Here is a 19,131-nt window from a genome sequence, read left to right on the forward strand (position 1 = left end):
ACCCTGGCCAGCACCCTCATCTGGCTCACCACATGATCGACAAGACGCTCCCTAGCGCTGTGATCCGCCGAACAGACCCGACAGGCCCTAGCCCGCCAGGATCTGCTCGATGACGACCGCGACGCCGTCCTCGTTGTTGGCGACCGTGCGCCCGGAGGCGGCGGCGATGACGTCCGGGTGCGCGTTGCCCATCGCGTACGACGTGCCCGCCCAGGTGAGCATCTCGATGTCGTTGGGCATGTCTCCGAAGGCGACGACTTCCTCGGGCGTGATGCCGCGTTCGGCGCAGCACAGCTCCAGGGTGCTGGCCTTGGAGACGCCGGGACCGCTGATCTCCAGGAGGGCGCTCGGGCTCGAGCGGGTGACCGTGGCCCGGTCGCGGATGGCGGCGCGGGCGATGACCAGGAAGTCGTCGGGCGCGAGTTCCGGGTGGTACGCGAGGACCTTCAGGACGGGCTGGTCCGCGGCGGAGTCCCCGGGGTGGGGCGCGAGCAGCTTCTCGGCGGGGGCGACGCTCTCGCCGGGCTCCATGTGCAGCGGGGGGTACGTCTCCTCGTGGTGCAGTCCCCCGGTCCGCTCGATCGCGAAGGACGTGCCCGGCGCCGCGGCGCGCAGTCTGCGGACGACGTCGAGGGCGATCTCCCGCTCCAGCTCGCGCACTTTGACGAAGAGGTGCCCGCCGGGGCCGCCGTGCAGGTCGACCACCGCGGCGCCGTTCCCGCAGATGGCGAGGCCGTGACCGTGCACGTGGTCGCTGACCACGTTCATCCAGCGGGCCGGGCGGCCGGTCACGAAGAAGACCTCGATCCCGGCCTCCTCGGCCGCGGCGAGCGCGGCGACCGTGCGGTCGGAGACCGACTTGTCGTCACGCAGCAGCGTGCCGTCCAGGTCCGTGGCGATCATCCGTGGCCGTGGCCGCGGCCCGGACGGAGCGACGGCGTCCGGGGCGGTGGAGGCCGGGGTCTGGGGCCGTGGGGTAGCTGAGGTCACGCCATGGATTGTCCCGCATATGCGCGCACGGCCGTGCGCGGGGGCGCACATCTGAGTGCCATCAGGCCCCAGCGGTGCCGCTGATCAGCCGGGCCGGCGCCTCCATGGCGATCCGCTCGAAGACCTTCTCGCCCGCCCCGAAGTCCGTGCCGGGCAGCGGCCAGTGGATGACGATCCCGTCGCCGGCCGCGGCTCGGGGCGTGCTCCGATCTGCCCCGTCCTGGACCGGCGACGTGCCCCAGGGCGGCACGGTGAGCGTCACCCTCGCCATCACCAGCGCCACGGCGGCGAAGGCGACGCTCAGCCGGCAGGGCCCGCCGCGCGCCGCCGTCCGTACGGCCCGCGCACCACGGTCACGGCGAGGGTCACGCCCCCAAGCCGGGCCAGCGGGTCCCTGCCCGGTCACCGTGCGCAGCACCACCCCCGGCGGCTACAACGGGCCGGGACTCCGCGTCAGCGCGACCCGCGCCGCACCACGAGGCAGCCGACCGTGCCGTCGTGACCCACTGACGTCACGAGCCCCACCTCACCGGCCTCGCCATCGGTGGTCTCCCAGTGTGCGAGGAGCGCCGCAAGCTGCATCGCGCCGCTCGCGCTGTACGTCTCGCCGAGCGCGTCCTGCACCCGCAGCACTTCGGCGTCCGAGTCCGCACCCAGCGCCTGGGTACGCCCCCGTGTCTCGACGGCCCGCCAGCCGCCCCGACCGGTCGAGCCTGCTGACACGACCCGGACCTCGTCCGCCGTGGCACCGGCCGCCTTCAGGGCGTCCTGGACACACCGGGACAGGCCGGCAGCGATCACCAGCGGGCCCTGCTCCGGGTCACGGAAGCCGATCTCGCAGGCGGCCACGCTCGCCAGTGTGCGTGCCGTGCGGGACAAGGCCGCGTCGGAACGCTCCAGCATGAAGACCGCGCTGCCCTCGCCGACCACTCCGTCGGCGCCGAGCACCCCGCCGCGCTGCCAGGCCCACGCGGTGTGTGGGCTCAGCTCCTCGACGCCTCCCACCAGCAGCCGCTCGCTGTGCCCGTTGACCAGGGAGTTGCGGGCGAAGCGCAGCGCGGTGAGGCTGGAGAGCTGGCCGCCCGCGAGGCTGGCGTTCACCCCGGTGAAAGAGTGCCGCATGGCGAATGCGCTGGCGGCGCAGTTCATCAGGATCCCGGGGAACAGCGCGGGGCTGACCAGGTAGGGGCGCTCCTGCTCGTAGGTGTCGCGGAAGAACTCGCCAAAGGCGCGGGCGCTGCCCGTACTCGAGCCGAGCACCACGCCGGTCAGGCCCCGGCGCTCGTCCGGGATGCTTTCCATGAGGCCGTCCAGGGCCATTTCGCAGGCGGCCATGCCGAGCTTGGCGGTGCGGCTGTGGTTGCGCAGGCCCTTGCGCCCCAGGTACTCCTCCGGGTGGAACCCGGGAACGGGGCGCAGCCCCAGCGGGAGCGTCGTGTCATCGAGGTCCTCGAAGCCCGCGTCGGTGAAATCCTCGGGGCTCGCCTCGGGGACGGCCCGTCCGCCGCGGACGGCCTCGATCAGTGCCTTGGGTCCGGCCCCCGCCGGGCTGAGCACGCCGTAGCTGACGATGTCCGTGGACACGGAAGCGGAAAAGGCGGAAGAAACCGAGTTGTCCATCACGCTGCCTCCCCGAGCATGACTATCGCGTTGTTGCCGCCGAAGGCGAAACCGTGGTTCTGGGCCACCCGCACCCGTGCGGGCCGCGGCACGTGCGGCACGCAGTCGAGGTCCGGGCCGAGCTCCGGGTCGACGTCGCGGACGGTGGCGGTGGGCGGCAGGAATCCTTCGTACACGGCCATGCAGGAGATCAGCGCGCCGAAGCCGCTGGCGGCCCCCATGGTGTGGCCGAGCATCGACTTGATGGAGCTGATGGGCGGAACCCTGTCGCCGAAGACGTCGCGTGCCGCCGCTACTTCGGTCGTGTCATTGGCGCGGGTGCCGGTGCCGTGGGCGCACACGTAGTCGACGTCCTCCGGCTGCACGCCGGCGTTGCGGTGGGCCCGGCGGATGCACTCGGCGATTCCGTCCCGGTCCGGCTGAGTGGGGTGCTTGGCGTCGCAGGTGATGCCGTAGCCGAGGACCTCGGCGTAGATCCGCGCGCCGCGCTCCAGGGCCCGCTCCAGCGGTTCGAGCAGCAGGGCGACGCCGCCCTCGGCGGTCACGATGCCGCTGCGGTGCTCGTCGAAGGGGCGGCACATGTCGTCGGCGATGGCGCCGAGGCGGTGGAAGCCCGCGTGGGTGGCCCGGTTCACGGCGTCGGCACCGCCGCAGAGCATGTAGTCGGCGGCACCGCTGCGCACCATGTCGTAGCCGTAGCCGATGGCGTAGTTGCTCGCCGAGCAGGCCGTGCCGATCGTCTGGGCCTCGCCGGTCAGGCCCAGTTCGGTGTTGACCGCTGTGGCGATGCGGTTGGTCGCCGCCTGCCCGACCAGGGACGGGTCCAGGCCGGCCAGCCCTTCGCCGAGCCACTGCTCCGTCAGCTGCTGGAATGCCTGGGACTCGCCGTTGGTCGTACCCATGCTGCTGCCCGTACGCGCCGCCGAGAGCTGCTCGGCGGTCAGGCCGGCGTCCTCCATGGCGAGCCGGGACGCGGCGGCGGCGAACTGCGCGCTGCGGCCCCAGCGTTCGGTCGCCACCCGCTCCAGCAGCAGTTCCGGGCGGAAGTCCCGCACCTCACCGGCGAGGGTGTGCTCGAAGCCATCGGTGTCAAAGGCCTGGATCGGTGAAATGCCGCTGCTCGCAGACTTGATGGCGTCCGTGAAGGCCGCGGCGCCGATGCCCAGGCTACTGACGGCGCCGAGGCCCGTGACCACGACGCGCGTGGTGTTCTCAGCCAATTACGTGTTCCTTTCAACGCCGACCGGTAAAGCACCGTGCTCCGAACCCAGTCGTCCGAGAAATCAAGTCGATTCGATGGGTTCGATCGAAGTGTCCGAGGCCCGGTTTCCGCAAGAGTGACCATCGATACGGGGCAGGGTTCCGAAAGTGACATGGCGTGTACCCAAGGGGTGGTACGCGACGCTGGCAGGGGCGGATGGGAGTCCGTATTCCAGGGTTCTTTTTAGCGGGCCGTCACGGCACTTTTATGCCGCCCAGGCAGAGTCGCTTTCTGAAAGACCGCCACATGTCGTTTATGCGACGGAATCTGGAAGCAGGGATGACCCTAACTACCGAATCCGGCCCCGAGGCGGTTTCCCGCCCCGGGCTGCTTTTCGAGCGCACCGTTGAACGGCACTTCGTCCACCGTGCTTCCGTGGCCGAGGTATTCGTCACCGACTCACAGCCGGACGGCCAGGATCAGTTCCGGGCGGCCGCCCAACTGCCGCTGTCCCACGGCTACTACCAGGACCACCTGCAGACGCCGGCCCGGTTCGATGTGCTGCTGCTCCTCGAAGCCACCCGGCAGGCGTCCACCTGCGGCGCCCACCGGCACCTGGACCTGCCGCTCAACAGCACGTTCCTGGTCAACGCCTGGTCGCTGCGGCTCGACGACCCGGACGCCCTGCTCATCGGGGAGCGCCCCGGCGAACTGGAGCTGGCCGAGACCGTCACCCGCACCGTGGGGCGCGGCGGCCGACTGCGGGCGCTGCGCTTCGACATGGAACTGGCCGTGCAGGGCCGGACGGTAGGCCGTGCGCACATCGAGGTCGGTGTCACGACGTCCGAGGACTACGAGAAGCTGCGCTTCATGCAGCGCCGGTCCGCTCCGCCGCTCACCTCGCAGCAGTCCGGCCGTCCCGGCGGCGCCCCGGTCGACGCGGCGCGGGTCGGCCGGCTCAACCCGGCCAACGTGGTCCTCGGCGAGCCCACCGTGCGGGACGGGTCGGTCACCGCCGCCCTCACTCCTCGCTTCGACAACCGGAGCCTGTTCGACCACGTCTACGACCACTATCCGGCGATGGTGCTCACGGAGGCCGCGCGGCAGCTCTCCTTCCTGACGGCGGCCGTCGGCGACGGCGCCCCGGCCGACGGTCCCGTGGTCACGGGCCTGGAGGCGCGCTTCACCCGCTACGCCGAGCTCGACGCCCCGATCGAGGTCACCGCCCCCGTCGCGACCGGCTCCGGCCAGGGCCCGCACACACTCCCGGTGACCTTCGTCCAGGGCGACCTGACGATCGCCGAGATCGACTTCACCCTCCGAGGAGAGCAAGCATGACCAGCAGTACCGGGGCGCCTCGCGTCCGGGCGATCTGGACCGACTTCCGTGGCGTCCTGACCCCGCCACTGCGCGACACCATGGACGCCTTCAGCCGCCGTCTCGGGCTGACTCTGGAGCAACTGACCGGCGCCATGCGCGCGGTCGGCGACACCTACGGCCAGGACATGATGGCCCCGCTGGACATTCCGCTGGTGAGCGAGGCGGAGTGGGCCAAGCAGGTCGAGGCCGCACTGGTCGCGCGGTACGGAGTGGAGGCCGACCTCAGCGATTTCGGTGTCAAGTGGTTCGAGCACCGGGAGATCAACGAGGCATGGCTGGAGCGGATCCGCCGAGCCCATGACGCCGGTGTGTTCGTCGGCCTGATCTCCAACATGCCCCCCGAGTGGGACCGGCACTGGCGCACCATGATCGCGCCGGAGGGCCTCTTCGACGAGCTGCTGCTCTCCTTCCAGGCCGGACTCCGCAAGCCCGATGCCGAGATATACGCGAGGGCGGAGAAGCTCGCGGACGCGGCCCCGCACGAGTGCGTGCTGATCGACGACACCGCGGTCAACTGCACCGGCGCCGAGGCGGTCGGCTGGCAGGCCATCCACTTCACCGACACCGCGGCCGCCATCGCGCGTCTCGATCAACTGCTGGCCTGAACCGTCCGCCAGGCCGGACGCCACTCACGACCCCTGGAGTAACACACATGTCCCGAACTGTCCTGATCACCGGCGGCAACCGCGGGATCGGGCTGTCCATCGCCCGCTCGTTCGCCGAGCACGGCGACAAGGTAGTCGTCACCCACCGCTCGGGCGAGCCCCCGGAGGGGCTCGCGGGGGTGCGCTGCGACGTCACCGACTCCGCGTCGCTGGAGCGCGGCGTGGAGGAGGTCGCGGAGCGTTTCGGTCCCGTCGAGGTGCTGGTGGCCAATGCGGGTATCACCCGCGACGGGCTCTCCCCGATGATGCGCGAGGAGGACTTCACGGAGGTGATCGACACCAACCTGGTGGGCGCCTTCCGGGCGGCCCGCCTGGTGGCTCCGGGAATGATCAGCGCCAAGCGCGGCCGCATCGTCTTCGTCTCCTCGGTGATGGGCTTCATGGGCTCTCCCGGGCAGACCAACTACGCGGCCTCCAAGTCCGGCATGCTCGGCCTGGCCCGCTCCCTCGCCTGGGAGTTCGGCAAGCGCAACATCACGGTCAACCTCGTCACCCCCGGCCTCATCGAGACCGACATGATCAAAGAGGTCTCCGACAAGCGCCGCAAGGGGCTGCTGGACCAGACGCCGCTGCGCCGCACCGGCACGGCCGAGGAGGTCGCCGACGCCGTGCGCTTCCTCGCCAGCGACGCGGCCGCCTACATCACGGGCGCCGCGCTGCCCGTCAGCGGTGGCCTCGCCATGGGGCAGTAGCACCACCCCGTACTCCGGACGTCACGTCCGTCTTCTCTGTTCCCCTCTCCCCTGAAGGAGTTCGTCATGACCAATGAGGAAGTTCTCGAGATCGCAGTCGCCATGGGCGAGATCTTCAACGACGGCAACGAAGGCACGGCCCAGCGCCTGGTGGCCGAGGGCTTTGTCGACTACGAGGCCCCCGAGGGCGCCCCGACCGGACCGGACGCGTACGCCAACACCGCCCGCTGGATGCGCGGCGTGTGGAAGGACGCCCGCTGGGAGATCGTCGACGCCTTCGCCAGCGGCGACAAGGCGACGCTGCGGGTGGTCTTCTCCGGGACCCACGTGGGCGAGTTCATGGGCATCGCGCCGACCAACAAGCGGGTCGAGGTGCAGCACATCCACATCTACCGGATCGCCGACGGCAAGGTCCACGAGCACTGGGCGGTACGCGACGACATCGAGCTGGCGCGCCAGCTGGGCATCTGGGACCGCCCCAAGGTCGGTGCCCCGGAGGCGGCCGCGTAAGGCCACAGCCTCGGCCCGGCACGTACGACGGTGGGGGCGCGGAGACCGTGAGGTTCCGCGCCCCCACCGTCGTACGTGTTTTCCCGTACGGGTCTTCCCCGACAGGCCCGCGTGCGTACGGCAGCCCACCGGCACGAGAACGCCGGTGGGCTGCCGTACGCAGGGATGTCAGGTCGTGCGCAGGGACGTCAGGAGGGCTGTCCCAGCCCGTGCAGCAGCGTGTTGACCACGGTCTCCGCGAAGGCGTCCGGGTCACCGCCGCGGATCGCGAGTTCCTCCGCCGCCTGTTCGAGGAGCAGGTGGTAGACGCGGCGGGCCCAGATCAGGTCGACGTCCGCACGTAGCACGCCGGCCTGCTGGGCGCGGTCGAGGAGCTTCAGGCAGGCGTCGAAGATGCCTTCGCGGACGGCCGCGGCCTCGGGGTCGTCGGGCACCTGGTCCCCGATGGTGAACCGCCACGCGCTCTTGATCTGAACCACGTTCGCGGTGATCTGGTGCAGAGCGACCAGGGGCGGGGCGGTCTGCGGCCTGCCCGCCTCGATGGCATCGGCGACCTGCCGGTAGGCGAATCCCGCCATTGCGTCGATCAGCGCGTCCCGGGAGGAGAACCGCCGGTGGATGGTCGTGCGCGCCACGCCCGCCGCAGTGGCGATCTGGCCGAGGCTCGCGGTCGGATCCTCGCTGAGCACCCGCTCGGCCACCTCCAGGATCGTCCGCACGGTTCGTTCGGCGTCTGCGCGCAGCGGCCGGTCCTGCTCTGACTTCGACACGGTAGGTCCCCGCCTTTCCTCTGGGCGGCGGCCAGCGGCTCCAGCCACCATGAGCACTACACCAAAGTAGCATGGGCATCGGTTTGCGCTACATGGATGTTGCATTTCTGAGTTCTTTGGATACAGTTCTGTCGCAACAGCGGGGAAATCCGCAGCTACCAAGGAGTGGATTGAGCAATGAGCGCCCAGACTGACAAGGCGTGGATCGAGACGTACGAGCACATCGCCGGCGCCCCGGCCACCGGTCCGGCCGAGGTCCAGAAGGTGGGTGTGCTCAAGGTCGGCAACGCCGCTGCCCGCCGGGTGCTGGTGCTCCTGGGCGGCCGTGAAGGCGGTTCCAACCTCTTCCTGCACACGGCCCGCAGCCTCGCCAAGGCCTCCGCCGACCTGCAGGTCTGGGCCATCGACCGCCGCGAGCAGAACCTGGCCGACCTCGCCACCTTCACCGGCGGCCTGGAGCACGCCACGGAGTACTACCTCGACGGCCACTACCAGGCCGTGACCGGCACCGACGCGCCGTACGCGGCCGAGTGGGGCCTCTCCGTCCTGGTCAACGACGTGCGCGAGGTCGTCCGCCAGGCCGCGGCAGGTGGCGAACGCGAGGTCGTCCTCGGCGGTGTCTCCGTCGGCGCCACCGCCGTCCTGGCCTACGCCGCCTGGGACTTCGACGGCACGCCCGGCTACTCGGAGCTGTCCGGCCTCGCCGTGATCGACGGCGGTGTGCACAACGCCTTCGCCGGCGCCGGCATGGAGTTCGACCTCCCGCTGGAGGCCGCGAAGGGCTGGCAGTCACAGATCCAGGGCGACGCCATCTTCGAGAACTTCACCAGCACCGCCATCGGCCTGGGCGAGCGCCCGGAGTCCGCGGGCGTCTGGTTCCAGCTCGCCGCCCGCTACGCCGTCGAGGACCCGGAGGGCGTCTCTCCGCTCGCCGACCGCCTCCCGGAGGCCCTGCGCCCCGACCGCAAGGTCACCAACGCGGGTCTGCTGGGCTGGCTGTTCGACGCCGAGCGCCGCATCCCCCCGTACGCCGTGCACGCGGGCCACCTGGACGACAGCGGCGCCTGGGTCGACGGCGGTCCGACCCGCCTGGCCACCGTCGCCGAGGCGTTCGCGGGCCCGGAGCGCAGCAGCTGGCTCTGGTACACCCTCAACCGCGTCATGCTCGACTACGTCGCCGCCATGGACCTGTCCGAGACCGATGTCGCCCGCCACCTCGGCCTGCGCCTGACCCACGGCAAGGACATCGACGTACCGCTGTACGCCTTCCAGTCCGGCATGGCCGGAGGCACGGTCGGCCAGGCCGCCGCCACGGTCGCCGCCGGCTCGCGCATCCCCGAGGTCTCCGTCCACTCGGACTTCGCCCTGGCCCACCAGGACGTCGTGTACGCGCAGTGGGAGGACAACCGCTTCCTGCAGACGCTCTCCGGCTTCCTCGGGAACCTGTCGGCCCGCGCCCCCCGCGGCTGACCCCCTCCGTCCGGCCGCCGCCCCCCTGCGGCGGCCGGACGGTCCCTTCCGCTTCGCCCGCCTTCCTTACCTTCCGTCCATCCGTCCGTCCCGCACGGAACCGTTCAGAACTGGAGTACTCGGATGACGTCCGACACCGCCGCACCCGAGTCGCCCCCACGTGCGGGGTTGACGATCTTCATCATCTGCCTTGCCCTGCTCATCGTCCCCCTCGGCCTCAGCGGTTCGCCCGTGGCGCTGCCCGCCATCGGCCAGGACCTGCACGCCGGCGTGGTGCCGCTGCAGTGGGTCGTGAACGCCTACAACGTCATGGCGGCCAGCAGCATGATGGCCGCCGGCGCCATAGCCGACCAGATCGGCCGCAAGAAGGTCTTCGGCTTCGGCATCGCGCTCTACGGCCTGTCCTCGCTGGGCGCTGCCCTCGCCCAGAACATCGTCCTGGTCGACATCGCCCGTGGCCTGGCCGGTGTGGCGGCGGGCGCGGTCATGACGGCCGGCGCCTCCGTGATGGCGAACATGTTCCAGGGCGCCGCCCGCGCCAAGGCGTTCACGTTCGTCGGCGTCACCATCGGCGCCGGTCTGGCCCTCGGCCCGACCCTGTCCGGCATGCTGGTGAGCAGCCTCGGCTGGCGCTCGGTCTTCCTGCTGCAGGTCGCGATCACGGTCGTGGCACTCCTCGGCTTCGGCCTCGTCGAGGACTCCCGCAACCCCGAAGCCACCGGCGTCGACCGGCCGGGCACCGTCACCTTCAGCCTGGCGCTGTTCCTCTTCACCCTCGCCATCATCCAGGGCCCGCAGTGGGGCTGGGGCTCCGGCGCGACGCTGGGTCTGTTCCTCGGCTGCGTGGTCATGCTGGCCGCGTTCATCGTGGTCGAACGCCGGGCCGCACAGCCGATGTTCGACCTCTCCCTCTTCCGGGACGCCCGGTTCGTCGGCGTCAACCTGCTGGCGACCGCGGTCTCCTTCGGCTTCGTCGGCCTGATGGTTCTGCTGCCGTCCTACCTGGTGGGCTCCAACGGCGCCTCGGACAACAAGGCGGGGCTGACCCTGCTGATGATGACTGCTCCGGTCTTCGTCTTCCCGCTGATCGCGGGCAAGCTGGTGGCGGCGGGCGTCGCGCTGCGCAACGTGCTCTCCGGCGCCCTGCTGCTGGTCGCCATCGGCTGCGGCTGGCTGACCGTCATCCACCCGGGTATCGGCTCGCTGGGGCTCCTCGGCCCCTTGGTGGTCATCGGCATCGGCATCGGCCTGATCTTCGGCCTGATGGACGGCGCCGCCGTCAGCACCGTTCCCGCCACCCGCGTCGGCATGGCCACGGGCATGTTCAACACGATCCGCCTGGCCAGCGAGGCCGTTGCGGTGGCCGGCATGGTGGCCGCGATGGTCTCCCTCGTGCAGTCCAAGGTCTCCGACGGCCTTGACCGGTTCGCCGGTGCCCCGGACGCCCACGCCGTCGCCGACAGCGTGACCAGCGGCAACTCCACCGACGCCGCCGAGAAGGTGACTGCGGGCAGCCGTACCGAGTTCCTGGACTTCCTCTCCCAGGGCCACACCGACGGACTGCGCGCGGTGCTCTGGGGCGCCGCGGCCATCTGCGCCGTCACCGCGGTGATCCTCTTCGCCGTGCTCAAGGACCGCAAGGACGCCGGTCAGGCCGCCGCCGGAGAGGCCGGAGAGATCCAGGAAGCCGACAAGATCACGGCCGACGCCTAGGACCGGGTGAGTGCGTAATCCCCCGGCGCACTCGCCCTCGACCCGGTTGCCCGGTACGCCACACGTACCGGGCAACCGGTGCTTGTGCGGTGGGGTCAGCTCGCGGCAGCGGCGGTGAGCACCTGTCGCTGCAGGCGCTGCAGTACGGGCGAGGGCTCCAGGCCCAGCTCGTCGCCGAGGATCTTCCGTACGTTCTGGTAGGCGTGCAGGGCGTCGCCGCGTCGGCCGCTCCGGTGCAGGGCGGTGATGAACTGGGCGTGCATCCACTCGTTCAGCGGGTGGACGGCCACCACGCTGCGGAGCTCGGGGACGAGTTCGCGGTGCAGGCCGAGGTGCATATCGGCTTCGATCCGCTGTTCCAAAGCCCTGGTGCGGACCTCCTCCAGGTGCCTTACGTGCTGCAGCAGCACCGGGCCGCATGTGACGTCTGTCAGCGTGACACCGCGGCACATGTCCAGGGCCTCCCGCAGCCGGTCGGACGCCGCGGCGAACTCACCGGCCTTCAGCAGCCGGTCCCCCTCCCGCACCTGCGTGAGGAAACGCGCGCTGTCCAGATGCACGCCGTCCGGGCACAGGCTGTATCCCGACTGGCGCGTCACGATCAGATCGTCCGGGACCGTGCCGGGCGGGGTCAGGCCGGTCGCGTTCTGATCGAGCGTCCGGCGCAGGTGATAGATGTGCGTACGGATCGTCGAGATCGCCGTGCGCGGAACGTCCTGGCCCCACAACTCCTCAAGGATGGCTGAGTTGTTGACGTGCCCGCTCGGCTCCAGGAGCAGCAGGGAAAGGACCTGACGCACCTTCGGACCGCGGGGTGCGGGCAGGTTTCGGCCGTCCAGGGAGATTTCCAGGGGGCCAAGGACTCTGAAAGAAAGCACGCGGTGAACTCCTCGCTTCGTGCCGACGCCGTGGCCGACGCTGGGACGATACAAAAGCCCCGGACGGCCGGACAACGGATCGGCACGAAGGAAGGGAAGGCACTGCCACCGCAGGAACAGCACTGCGTCGAAAGGAATATCGGCGGCGTGCCGGGCAGCCGTGAATCAGTGGAGCCGGGCCCCCGGCGCAAGCACGAGGACGGACGCCACCGCATAGCTGTCCTTCACCAGCCTGACTTCTCCGGTCAGCCGGAATCCGTAGGGCAACAGGCCGGGAACAAGACTGACGCGCAGGTCTGTCCGGCCGAAACGTACTTCGGCGTCGTGAAAAGTGGGGCGGCGGTCCGGCCTGAGGGCTGAAATCGCTTTGTAGACAGCCTCTTTGACGGAGAAGAGCACGGACAGCCTGCTCTGCGGCCGCCCGGCGCCGGCGACCCATGCGCGCTCCCACGGGGTGCACACGATCCGCTCGGCCTCCCGGCTCAGCCGGTCGGTGCGTTCGACGTCCACGCCGACGCTGACCACTTCTCGGCAGCGGCTGACCAGACTCGCGCCGACGTGTCCCGCGCTGTGGCTGATGGCGCCCTTCACGCCGGGCGGGAACATCGGGCTCCGGCCCTTGCGCAGTACCGGCCCAGAGGCGCCGATGGCCGACAGCGCCTGCGCGGCCGCCAAGCGGCCCGCGGTGAAGTCACCCCAACGGCCCGGCGCCATGGCGTACTTCAGCTCCTCCTCGGCCGGGTGCAGCGGCGGCGCGTCCGCTGCGTCACCGGTCCGTATCAGAGCGCAGGTGGCCCGCCCCCGCACGGATGAGGTGAACAGGACGGCCGTGGACATGGGCCCTCCTTGGGGGCAGTGGTCTGCGGGGCTGCGGAAGCGGAATCGCGACGGACACCCTAACCCTTGGCCACGTTGCGGAAAATGGCACGAGCCTTATGGGCGACCGGAGTTGAGGCTGCTGCGATGCAGCTTTGACGTGCCGTGGACCGTGCCCTTTCCAAGCCCTCAATCTCCCTCAATTCAATGTCACTTTGTGAGCAGCTCATGGCGCATACATTCGGCTGAGCTCCGGGAGAATAGGAGCCATGGATCTTCAACTGGCAGGAAAAACAGCCGTCGTGACCGGAGCGAGCCGCGGCATCGGTTTCGCCATCGCGGAACGCTTCATCGCCGAGGGGATGCGCGTGTACGCCGCCTCCCGCACCGTGACACCCGAACTGGCCGCGCTCGGCATCCCCGCCCTGTCCGTGGACCTCAGTCACTCCGACGGCGGCGAGCGTCTCGTGGACGACGCGCTCGAACAGCTCGGCGGCATCGACGTGTTGGTCAACAACGTGGGCGGCGGCGTCGAGGGAGCCGACCTCGCCGACGGCTTCCTGTCGCTCGACGAGGAGACCTGGCTGCGCTCCTTGAACCTCAACCTGCTCAGCGCGGTGCGGGTGACCCGGGCCGCCCTGCCCAGCATCGTCGAGCGGCGCGGCTCGATCGTGAACATCTCCTCCATCGGCGCCCGTGCCTCCTACCAGCCCGTCGATTACGGCGTCGCCAAGGCCGGGCTGACCAATCTGAGCAAGGCGCTGTCCGAGGAGTTCGGCCCCCGGGGAGTGCGGGTCAACACCGTGACACCCGGCCCCACGCTGACCCAGAACTGGAAGGACCCCGAGGGCTACGCCGGGGACCTGGCGAAGGCGGCCGGGCTCGAGTACGACGAGTTCATGGCACGGCTCCCCGCGACCATGGGCATCAGCACCGGGCGGCTCGCCGAGCCCTCCGAGGTCGCGGCGGTGGTCGCGTTCCTCGCGTCACCGCTGGCAGGGAGCGTGACCGGGGCCGACTACCGGGTCGATGGAGGAGTGCTCAAGGCCGTCTGAACCGCCCGCACCACCCCCAGCACCTCAGTCGGTACGGAGGGAGCGGAACAGCAGGTCGGCCATGTCCCGCCAGCGCTGCTGCAGATCGGACCGCTCGTGCAGGGACTCCGACACGTGCTGGACGCCGAAGAAGCCCGCGACGATGGCACTGGCCGCCACCTCCGGCACCAAGCCGGCGCGGAGCTGGCCGGCGTCCCTGGCTTCGCTGAGGAGCCTGGTCAGCAGCTCCACCCACCCGACATAGGGCTCCGGCAGCCGGACCTTGTGGACGGTCCGCTCGATCTGCAGGCGGGCGCCCGCCCGGACCATGTCGTCGTCGCGGAACGTGGCGGCGACGCGGTCGAGCAGCTCACGGCAGGTCTCCAGCGGTGGCAGGCCCAGCGCCTGTACCTCCGCGAGGACTACCGGCCAGCGCGCGTAGTGCTCCTCGACCACGGCGACAGCGATGCTCTCCTTGTTGGTGAAGTGGTGGTACACGGCCCCCTTGGTCATACCGAGTTCCTCGGCCACGTCCTTGAGGGACGTTCCCGCGAAGCCCTGTTCCGAGAAGAGCTTGGCCGCGGCACGGAGAATCGCGGCCCGGGACTGCACCCCCCGGTCCTGGGAAGGGCTTGGGCGCTGATCCGCCGCGGAGCGCCGAACGGTCCAGTCGGCTGGTGGCCGCGTCACATGTACTTCCTTTCAGTCGATGCGCGCCCGAGGGCGTCCCGGTGTGGGCGCTTGCCATCAAAGAAGGCGGCCCGAGAGAGAAATATTTGCGCAGGTACATTTCTCTCCGGCCCGAAGGGGCCGTACCGAAAGGCTCGACCGCGCGGTCGACCATGCTCTGTTCCAAGCAACATAGGGGGTGCGGTGTCCATCACTGCTCGAAAACTGCCTGATGTTTATCAGCGCGATATGACAGACCACTCGGCGAACCTGTCGTTCGACAGGCCGCTGTCCCGGGCACTGGTGCACAAGAGCGCTGTTTCCGAAGTCTTTCTCACGGATGTGGTCCGACGGAGCGCCGACCGTTTCCTCGTGGCCGCGCAATGGCCCCGTGATCACGTGATGTTCCGCCCCGGCGCACGGAGTCCGCTGGACCCTCTCCTCCTCGTGGAGACGGTGCGGCAGGCCGGTATCTGTATATCGCATCTATTCTACGACGTACCGGCAGGCCACGCGTTCGTGCTCACCGAGCTGGACTACGACATCGACGGCCCCGCAGCCCTGCCGGCCACGGGCACGGAGCCGCCCGCGGCCGTCGTCGAGGTTACCTGCAGCCATGAGGCGAAGCGGCCGGGCCGGGCCGACATGGCGATGGAGGCCGTGGTCAGCGTGGACGACCAGCGCAGCGCCCGGGTGGGCCTGCGCTGGCAGGCGGTCAGCCCGGAGCGCTATGCCAGGCTGCGCTGGCGCGGCACCCAGCCCCTGGACCACCTGCCCACGGGCTTCGCACCCGGGTCCGCCGAAGCCGGGTCCGTCGAAGCCGGTGCCCCCGCCGCATCGATCTCCCCGGAGTCGGTGGGCCGCCCCCACGCGCGGGACGTCGTCCTGGCCCCGCAGGCCGACGGGGACTGGCTGCTGAGGCTCGACACCGGCCATCCGGTGATCTTCGACCACGGCTGTGACCACGTACCCGGCCTGGCGCTGCTCGAGGCATTCCGGCAGGCGGGTCTCCTCGGCTCGCACCACGTCGCACGGAACCCGCACCAGGCGTCGGTGCACTACACGTCCTTCGGCGAACCGGGCCTCCCGGTGATCATCTCGGCGAGACGGCCGGACGGCGCGGGGGCGGATGCGGATGCCGGCGAAGAGACCCTGGAACTCACCGCAGTCCAGCACGGTCGGCTACTGGCCCGGGCGACGCTGCGGAGCGGCGCGTGCTGACCGCGGCCACCTCTGCGAAGGACCTCGGCGCACCGGACTCCCTGCAACCGCTGGTGGCGCTGGCCAACCGCACGGCCACACACGTCGAGCAGCTGAACCGGCTCGTTCCCGAACTCGCCGAGGCCATGACGGACGCGGGTTTCGCCCGGCACTTCGTCCCCCGCCGGTGGGGCGGCACCGCCGGAACGTTCACCTCCGCGCTCCGCGCAGTGTCCGCCGTGGGCGAGTCCTGCACCTCCACGGCCTGGTGCGCTTCCCTCTATGCCGCACACGGCCGCCTGGCTTCCTTTCTTCCGGAGACCGCGCAGCGCGAACTGTGGGGCGGGTCCCCCGACGTCCGCATCGCCGCTGCTGTGGTCCCTCCGGCGGGCCGGGCCACCGAGACGGAGGGCGGCTGGCGGCTCACCGGACGCTGGTCGTACGCGAGCGGGGTGGACCACGCCCACTGGGTACTCCTGTCGAGCCCGACCGGCACCGCGGACGCTCGGGTGGTCCGCGTCTTCGCCCTGCCGCGCGCGGACGTCAGGGTCCTCGACACCTGGCGCAACTCCGGGCTCAAGGGCACCGGCAGCCACAGCCTCACCGTGGAGGGCGCGTTCGTGCCCGGCCACCGGACGTTCACGCTCCCCGACCTGGACCGCATACAGGCGGGTGCGGCGCGGTGCCACTCGGTTCCGTACCAGCTGGTGGCGGGGCTGCAGTTCGCGGCGCCCGTCCTGGGCGCCGCCCGGGCGAGCCTGCGGACCTGGACCGAGGGCCTGGCGGCCCGGCGTGGCCCCGACGGCGGGCCCGTCCCGCCCACTGCCGAGGCCCGGCAGACCCTCGCCCAGGTGTCCGCCGAGATCCACGCGGCGGGCCTGATGCTGGAGGCCGCAGCGCTTCGGGCGGACACGTCGCCGGTGACCTCCGTGACCGTGGCGGAGAACATGCGCGACGCCTCCGTGGCCGTACGGCAGTGCGGCACCGCCGTCGGCCGTCTGCTGGAGGCCGCCGGGGCCCGGGCGCAGACCGAAGGTGATCCGCTGCAGCGCAGGTGGCGGGATGTCCATTCCGCCGCGGCGCACGGCGCGCTGAGGTTCGAGGCGGCCGCCGCGCACTACGCGGCAGCGGTGCTGACGGCGGGGGGACCGGCATGACCGGCCGGGTCGCCTTCTTCGACGTCGACGAGACACTGATCAGCGCCAAGAGCATGTGGGACTTCTGGACCCACTGGGCGCGCACCGCGGCGGACCCCCCGGCGCGGTGCGACCTCGCCGAGGTGCTTCCGGACGTGTCCCGACAATCCAGGGAGGACGCCAACCGCGCGTACTACCGGCTGTTCGCCGGGGTGGCCGCGGCCCGGCTCGAGGAGGCCGGACGGTCCTGGTACGCCGGATATCGCGCCCGCCCCGACGCGGCGGTCGCCGCCACCCTGACGGAGCTCCGCCGGCATCAGCGCAACGGCGACCGGGTGGCCCTGGTGTCGGGATCCTTCCCCGCCTGTCTGACGCCCCTCGCCGAGGACCTGGGCGCCGACCTCGTGCTGTGCACCCGTCAGATCACCGACCAGGACGGCCTGCTCACCGGCGAAGTGCTGCGGCCGGTCATCGGCGAAGCCAAGGTCGCGGCCGTCGCCACGGCCCTCGCCGACTGGTCGGTCGACCCCGCGTCCTGCTTTGCCTACGGCGACCACTCCAGCGATCTGCCGATGCTGCGCGTGGTGGGCCACCCCGTCGCCGTGGGCGCCGACCCGGTTCTCGTGGAGCATGCACGGCGCCCCGGCTGGCGCCTGCTCCCGGCCCTCGTGGGCCCTCTGGACACGGTGTGAGGGAGCGAGGAAAGAGGCTTCGCACACCGATGCCGTGAGTGACCGATCCGTCGTACAGGAAATACCTTCCTGAGGGACGCTCCGGGCGGCGGATGAAATCTATATGAAGGAGCGATCGAAGCCATATGAAGGAGCGAAGCCATATGAAGGAGCGATCGAAGCAGGCGAGGCAATAACGAGCCAGGAGGCCCTCTACGGGCACGTCGCCACGAAGGGCGAGTACGGGCGCTTCGCCACGGAGAGCGAACCCGGCGGACGAGCTTCTGCCTGGTGATCGAGGTGTTCGCCCCTTCTTTCGAAACCTTCCTGCGAAACACATACCTTCCCGAAGGTATGTTACCTTTCGGCCAGTAGGCCACTTTGGCGATCAAGGAACGGCAACGTTCGGCAGAGGTTTACTTAATGGGGGAAAGGTGTCCGAAACTGCTGTACTGGGGAGAGACTTTGCCGCGGCCTTGCAGGAAGGCCTGGCACGGGTAACCACTGCTCCGTCGTCCGCCACACACACGCCCACGGGACGTGGCGGGCCCGTGAGACCCATGGCGGCCGTGCCGTCCGTCGCCGTCACGCCACGTCCGTCCGTCGCGCTCCTTCCGAGCGAGGCCGAACTCATACTGCGCCGCTTCCGCTTCGGGCTGCCCCGTGAACTGGACGCCGAGGAGCGCCGGTCGTCCGAGCTCAAGTCCGCACTCGTCGAAGGTGCCCAACGGCTTCTCTCAGACGTGCAGGTGACGAGCGGTGTCGGCGACGTCGGCGAGCGGATTCCGGCCTCCGTGCTGTGGGCCGGCCTCTCCGCGGACCAGGTCGCCACGGCCTGTGCACTGCTCAAGGAATGCGCGCTGCTGCAGATCGTCGGCGAGGGCGGTGGCACGGACGAGGCGACCCTGAACCGGGCCCACGGTGTCCTGCGCGCCCTCAACTCGGCGATCAAGCACAGCCTGAAAGACCATACGGCCAGGCTTGAGGACAGTATCTGGGAAGTACGCCGCAGCCTCGCCCGTGATCTGCACGACCAGCTCGGCAGCGAACTGGCCGTGGCGCTGCGCCGCATCGAGCTCCACGAGGCCGAGGCGAAGGACTCACGGCACCTGAAGGCAGCCAAGTCCTCGGTCCAGGAAGCCATGAGGCACACCCGGCAGCTGATCGGGGACATCCGTACCCGGGCGGCCACCCCTCCATTGGGCGAGGGGCTGAGTACCTTCGTGGCAAAAGCGGCACGGACGGATATCGACGTCGACATCTCGTCGACGGGTGACGAGTTCATCATTCCCGAAGCCCACCGGCACGAGATCTTCCTGGTGCTGCGGGAGTGTCTGCGCAACGCCCTCACCCACAGCGGCGCCGACCGCGTGACCATCAGCCTGCGCACCACCCGCCGTTGGTTCCACGCGCGGGTGTCGGACGACGGCATCGGCTTCTCGACGGACCGCATGGAGCACCGCGCGTCCGAGTCCTACGGCCTGCGCGCGATGAACGAGCGCATCGAAGGAATCGGCGGACGCCTCCGCATCGACAGCGCACCGAGCGCGAGCACCCGCGTCGAGATTCACGTACCACTGCACGGCTGCTCTTGAGCGCCGTCTCCCAGAACAGTTCAACAGGAGTTTTCTGTGCGCAAGGTGCTCATCGCCAACCGCGGTGAAATCGCTGTCCGCGTTGCTCGGGCATGCCGGGATGCTGGGATCGCGAGTGTGG

Annotated in this window: 20 protein-coding genes; 12 read left to right on the forward strand and 8 right to left on the reverse strand. The window is 70.2% G+C overall.

The window, feature by feature from the left end:
* Positions 1-87 precede the first annotated feature (87 nt).
* From ACFWZ2_RS41770 to ACFWZ2_RS41785, 4 genes are all read right to left on the reverse strand, one after another.
* Positions 88-990 carry a Cof-type HAD-IIB family hydrolase gene (locus tag ACFWZ2_RS41770; RefSeq protein WP_384555028.1) on the reverse strand — a complete coding sequence of 301 codons (903 nt, stop codon included), beginning with the start codon at positions 988-990 and terminating at the stop codon, positions 88-90.
* 61 nt (positions 991-1,051) lie between these two features.
* The gene (locus tag ACFWZ2_RS41775; protein WP_384555046.1) at positions 1,052-1,261 is read right to left on the reverse strand and encodes a hypothetical protein; all 210 of its coding nucleotides are present in this window, start codon (positions 1,259-1,261) and stop codon (positions 1,052-1,054) included.
* A gap of 182 nt (positions 1,262-1,443) precedes the next feature.
* On the reverse strand, positions 1,444-2,574 hold the full coding sequence (locus ACFWZ2_RS41780) for a beta-ketoacyl synthase N-terminal-like domain-containing protein (RefSeq protein ID WP_384555029.1): 1,131 nt from the start codon (positions 2,572-2,574) through the stop codon (positions 1,444-1,446).
* Between the two features lie 35 nt (positions 2,575-2,609).
* Positions 2,610-3,830, reverse strand: a complete 1,221-nt coding sequence (locus ACFWZ2_RS41785; RefSeq protein WP_384555030.1) for a beta-ketoacyl-[acyl-carrier-protein] synthase family protein — start codon at positions 3,828-3,830, stop codon at positions 2,610-2,612.
* 320 nt (positions 3,831-4,150) lie between these two features.
* Between ACFWZ2_RS41785 and ACFWZ2_RS41790 the strand changes: the two genes are divergently transcribed.
* The 4 genes from ACFWZ2_RS41790 to ACFWZ2_RS41805 all read left to right on the forward strand — a co-directional run bounded on the left by ACFWZ2_RS41790 (position 4,151) and on the right by ACFWZ2_RS41805 (position 7,058).
* Entirely contained in the window at positions 4,151-5,149 is a 999-nt protein-coding gene (locus ACFWZ2_RS41790; protein ID WP_384555031.1) for a ScbA/BarX family gamma-butyrolactone biosynthesis protein, read from the forward strand.
* Positions 5,146-5,796, forward strand: a complete 651-nt coding sequence (locus ACFWZ2_RS41795) for an HAD-IA family hydrolase (protein ID WP_384555032.1) — start codon at positions 5,146-5,148, stop codon at positions 5,794-5,796. Before ACFWZ2_RS41790 ends, ACFWZ2_RS41795 begins: the two co-directional genes overlap by 4 nt.
* A gap of 47 nt (positions 5,797-5,843) precedes the next feature.
* Positions 5,844-6,548 carry a 3-oxoacyl-ACP reductase FabG gene (gene fabG, locus ACFWZ2_RS41800; RefSeq protein ID WP_384555033.1) on the forward strand — a complete coding sequence of 235 codons (705 nt, stop codon included), beginning with the start codon at positions 5,844-5,846 and terminating at the stop codon, positions 6,546-6,548.
* Between the two features lie 66 nt (positions 6,549-6,614).
* Positions 6,615-7,058 carry an ester cyclase gene (locus ACFWZ2_RS41805; protein WP_384555034.1) on the forward strand — a complete coding sequence of 148 codons (444 nt, stop codon included), beginning with the start codon at positions 6,615-6,617 and terminating at the stop codon, positions 7,056-7,058.
* Between the two features lie 188 nt (positions 7,059-7,246).
* Here the strand turns inward: ACFWZ2_RS41805 and ACFWZ2_RS41810 are convergent, their stop codons facing one another.
* Positions 7,247-7,828, reverse strand: coding sequence for a TetR/AcrR family transcriptional regulator (locus tag ACFWZ2_RS41810; RefSeq protein ID WP_384555035.1), 582 nt, complete (start codon positions 7,826-7,828; stop codon positions 7,247-7,249).
* A gap of 177 nt (positions 7,829-8,005) precedes the next feature.
* Here ACFWZ2_RS41810 and ACFWZ2_RS41815 point away from each other — a divergent pair, with 177 nt between their 5' ends.
* Together ACFWZ2_RS41815 and ACFWZ2_RS41820 are read left to right on the forward strand one after the other, a co-directional pair.
* The gene (locus tag ACFWZ2_RS41815; protein ID WP_384555036.1) at positions 8,006-9,298 is read left to right on the forward strand and encodes an alpha/beta hydrolase; all 1,293 of its coding nucleotides are present in this window, start codon (positions 8,006-8,008) and stop codon (positions 9,296-9,298) included.
* 123 nt (positions 9,299-9,421) lie between these two features.
* Entirely contained in the window at positions 9,422-11,011 is a 1,590-nt protein-coding gene (locus tag ACFWZ2_RS41820; protein ID WP_384555037.1) for an MFS transporter, read from the forward strand.
* Between the two features lie 95 nt (positions 11,012-11,106).
* On the opposite strand, the gene ACFWZ2_RS41825 is transcribed toward ACFWZ2_RS41820, so the two are convergent.
* Positions 11,107-11,889 (reverse strand): BTAD domain-containing putative transcriptional regulator, encoded by a 783-nt coding sequence (locus ACFWZ2_RS41825; RefSeq protein WP_384555038.1) that lies wholly within the window; start codon positions 11,887-11,889, stop codon positions 11,107-11,109.
* 165 nt (positions 11,890-12,054) lie between these two features.
* Positions 12,055-12,726, reverse strand: a complete 672-nt coding sequence (locus ACFWZ2_RS41830; RefSeq protein WP_384555039.1) for a 4'-phosphopantetheinyl transferase — start codon at positions 12,724-12,726, stop codon at positions 12,055-12,057.
* A 248-nt stretch (positions 12,727-12,974) separates the two neighbouring features.
* Here ACFWZ2_RS41830 and ACFWZ2_RS41835 point away from each other — a divergent pair, with 248 nt between their 5' ends.
* Positions 12,975-13,760 (forward strand): oxidoreductase, encoded by a 786-nt coding sequence (locus ACFWZ2_RS41835; RefSeq protein ID WP_384555040.1) that lies wholly within the window; start codon positions 12,975-12,977, stop codon positions 13,758-13,760.
* A gap of 24 nt (positions 13,761-13,784) precedes the next feature.
* Here ACFWZ2_RS41835 and ACFWZ2_RS41840 read toward each other — a convergent pair whose 3' ends face one another.
* On the reverse strand, positions 13,785-14,351 hold the full coding sequence (locus ACFWZ2_RS41840; RefSeq protein ID WP_384555041.1) for a ScbR family autoregulator-binding transcription factor: 567 nt from the start codon (positions 14,349-14,351) through the stop codon (positions 13,785-13,787).
* A gap of 261 nt (positions 14,352-14,612) precedes the next feature.
* Between ACFWZ2_RS41840 and ACFWZ2_RS41845 the strand changes: the two genes are divergently transcribed.
* The 5 genes from ACFWZ2_RS41845 to ACFWZ2_RS41865 all read left to right on the forward strand — a co-directional run.
* The gene (locus tag ACFWZ2_RS41845; RefSeq protein WP_384555042.1) at positions 14,613-15,629 is read left to right on the forward strand and encodes a ScbA/BarX family gamma-butyrolactone biosynthesis protein; all 1,017 of its coding nucleotides are present in this window, start codon (positions 14,613-14,615) and stop codon (positions 15,627-15,629) included.
* Positions 15,623-16,765 (forward strand): oxidoreductase, encoded by a 1,143-nt coding sequence (locus ACFWZ2_RS41850; RefSeq protein WP_384555043.1) that lies wholly within the window; start codon positions 15,623-15,625, stop codon positions 16,763-16,765. Before ACFWZ2_RS41845 ends, ACFWZ2_RS41850 begins: the two co-directional genes overlap by 7 nt.
* On the forward strand, positions 16,762-17,436 hold the full coding sequence (locus tag ACFWZ2_RS41855) for an HAD family hydrolase (protein ID WP_384555044.1): 675 nt from the start codon (positions 16,762-16,764) through the stop codon (positions 17,434-17,436). The genes ACFWZ2_RS41850 and ACFWZ2_RS41855 overlap by 4 nt, the downstream gene beginning before the upstream one ends.
* A 539-nt stretch (positions 17,437-17,975) precedes the next feature.
* A complete protein-coding gene (locus ACFWZ2_RS41860) occupies positions 17,976-19,010 on the forward strand; it encodes a sensor histidine kinase (RefSeq protein ID WP_384555045.1) in 1,035 nt (344 codons plus the stop codon).
* A gap of 36 nt (positions 19,011-19,046) precedes the next feature.
* On the forward strand, positions 19,047-19,131 hold an 85-nt coding region (locus ACFWZ2_RS41865), incomplete at its 3' end, for a biotin carboxylase N-terminal domain-containing protein (RefSeq protein WP_355335748.1).

The sequence above is a fragment of the Streptomyces sp. NPDC059002 genome (assembly GCF_042740435.1).
Lineage (GTDB): Bacteria > Actinomycetota > Actinomycetes > Streptomycetales > Streptomycetaceae > Streptomyces.

Coding starts and splice junctions, on each gene's coding strand:
- ACFWZ2_RS41775 (WP_384555046.1), bottom strand. CDS start 1,261: ATGGCGAGGGTGACGCTCACCGTGCCGCCCTGGGGCACGTCGCCGGTC.
- ACFWZ2_RS41790 (WP_384555031.1), top strand. CDS start 4,151: ATGACCCTAACTACCGAATCCGGCCCCGAGGCGGTTTCCCGCCCCGGG.
- ACFWZ2_RS41795 (WP_384555032.1), top strand. CDS start 5,146: ATGACCAGCAGTACCGGGGCGCCTCGCGTCCGGGCGATCTGGACCGAC.
- fabG (WP_384555033.1), top strand. CDS start 5,844: ATGTCCCGAACTGTCCTGATCACCGGCGGCAACCGCGGGATCGGGCTG.
- ACFWZ2_RS41805 (WP_384555034.1), top strand. CDS start 6,615: ATGACCAATGAGGAAGTTCTCGAGATCGCAGTCGCCATGGGCGAGATC.
- ACFWZ2_RS41815 (WP_384555036.1), top strand. CDS start 8,006: ATGAGCGCCCAGACTGACAAGGCGTGGATCGAGACGTACGAGCACATC.
- ACFWZ2_RS41820 (WP_384555037.1), top strand. CDS start 9,422: ATGACGTCCGACACCGCCGCACCCGAGTCGCCCCCACGTGCGGGGTTG.
- ACFWZ2_RS41830 (WP_384555039.1), bottom strand. CDS start 12,726: ATGTCCACGGCCGTCCTGTTCACCTCATCCGTGCGGGGGCGGGCCACC.
- ACFWZ2_RS41835 (WP_384555040.1), top strand. CDS start 12,975: ATGGATCTTCAACTGGCAGGAAAAACAGCCGTCGTGACCGGAGCGAGC.
- ACFWZ2_RS41855 (WP_384555044.1), top strand. CDS start 16,762: ATGACCGGCCGGGTCGCCTTCTTCGACGTCGACGAGACACTGATCAGC.
- ACFWZ2_RS41860 (WP_384555045.1), top strand. CDS start 17,976: ATGGCGGCCGTGCCGTCCGTCGCCGTCACGCCACGTCCGTCCGTCGCG.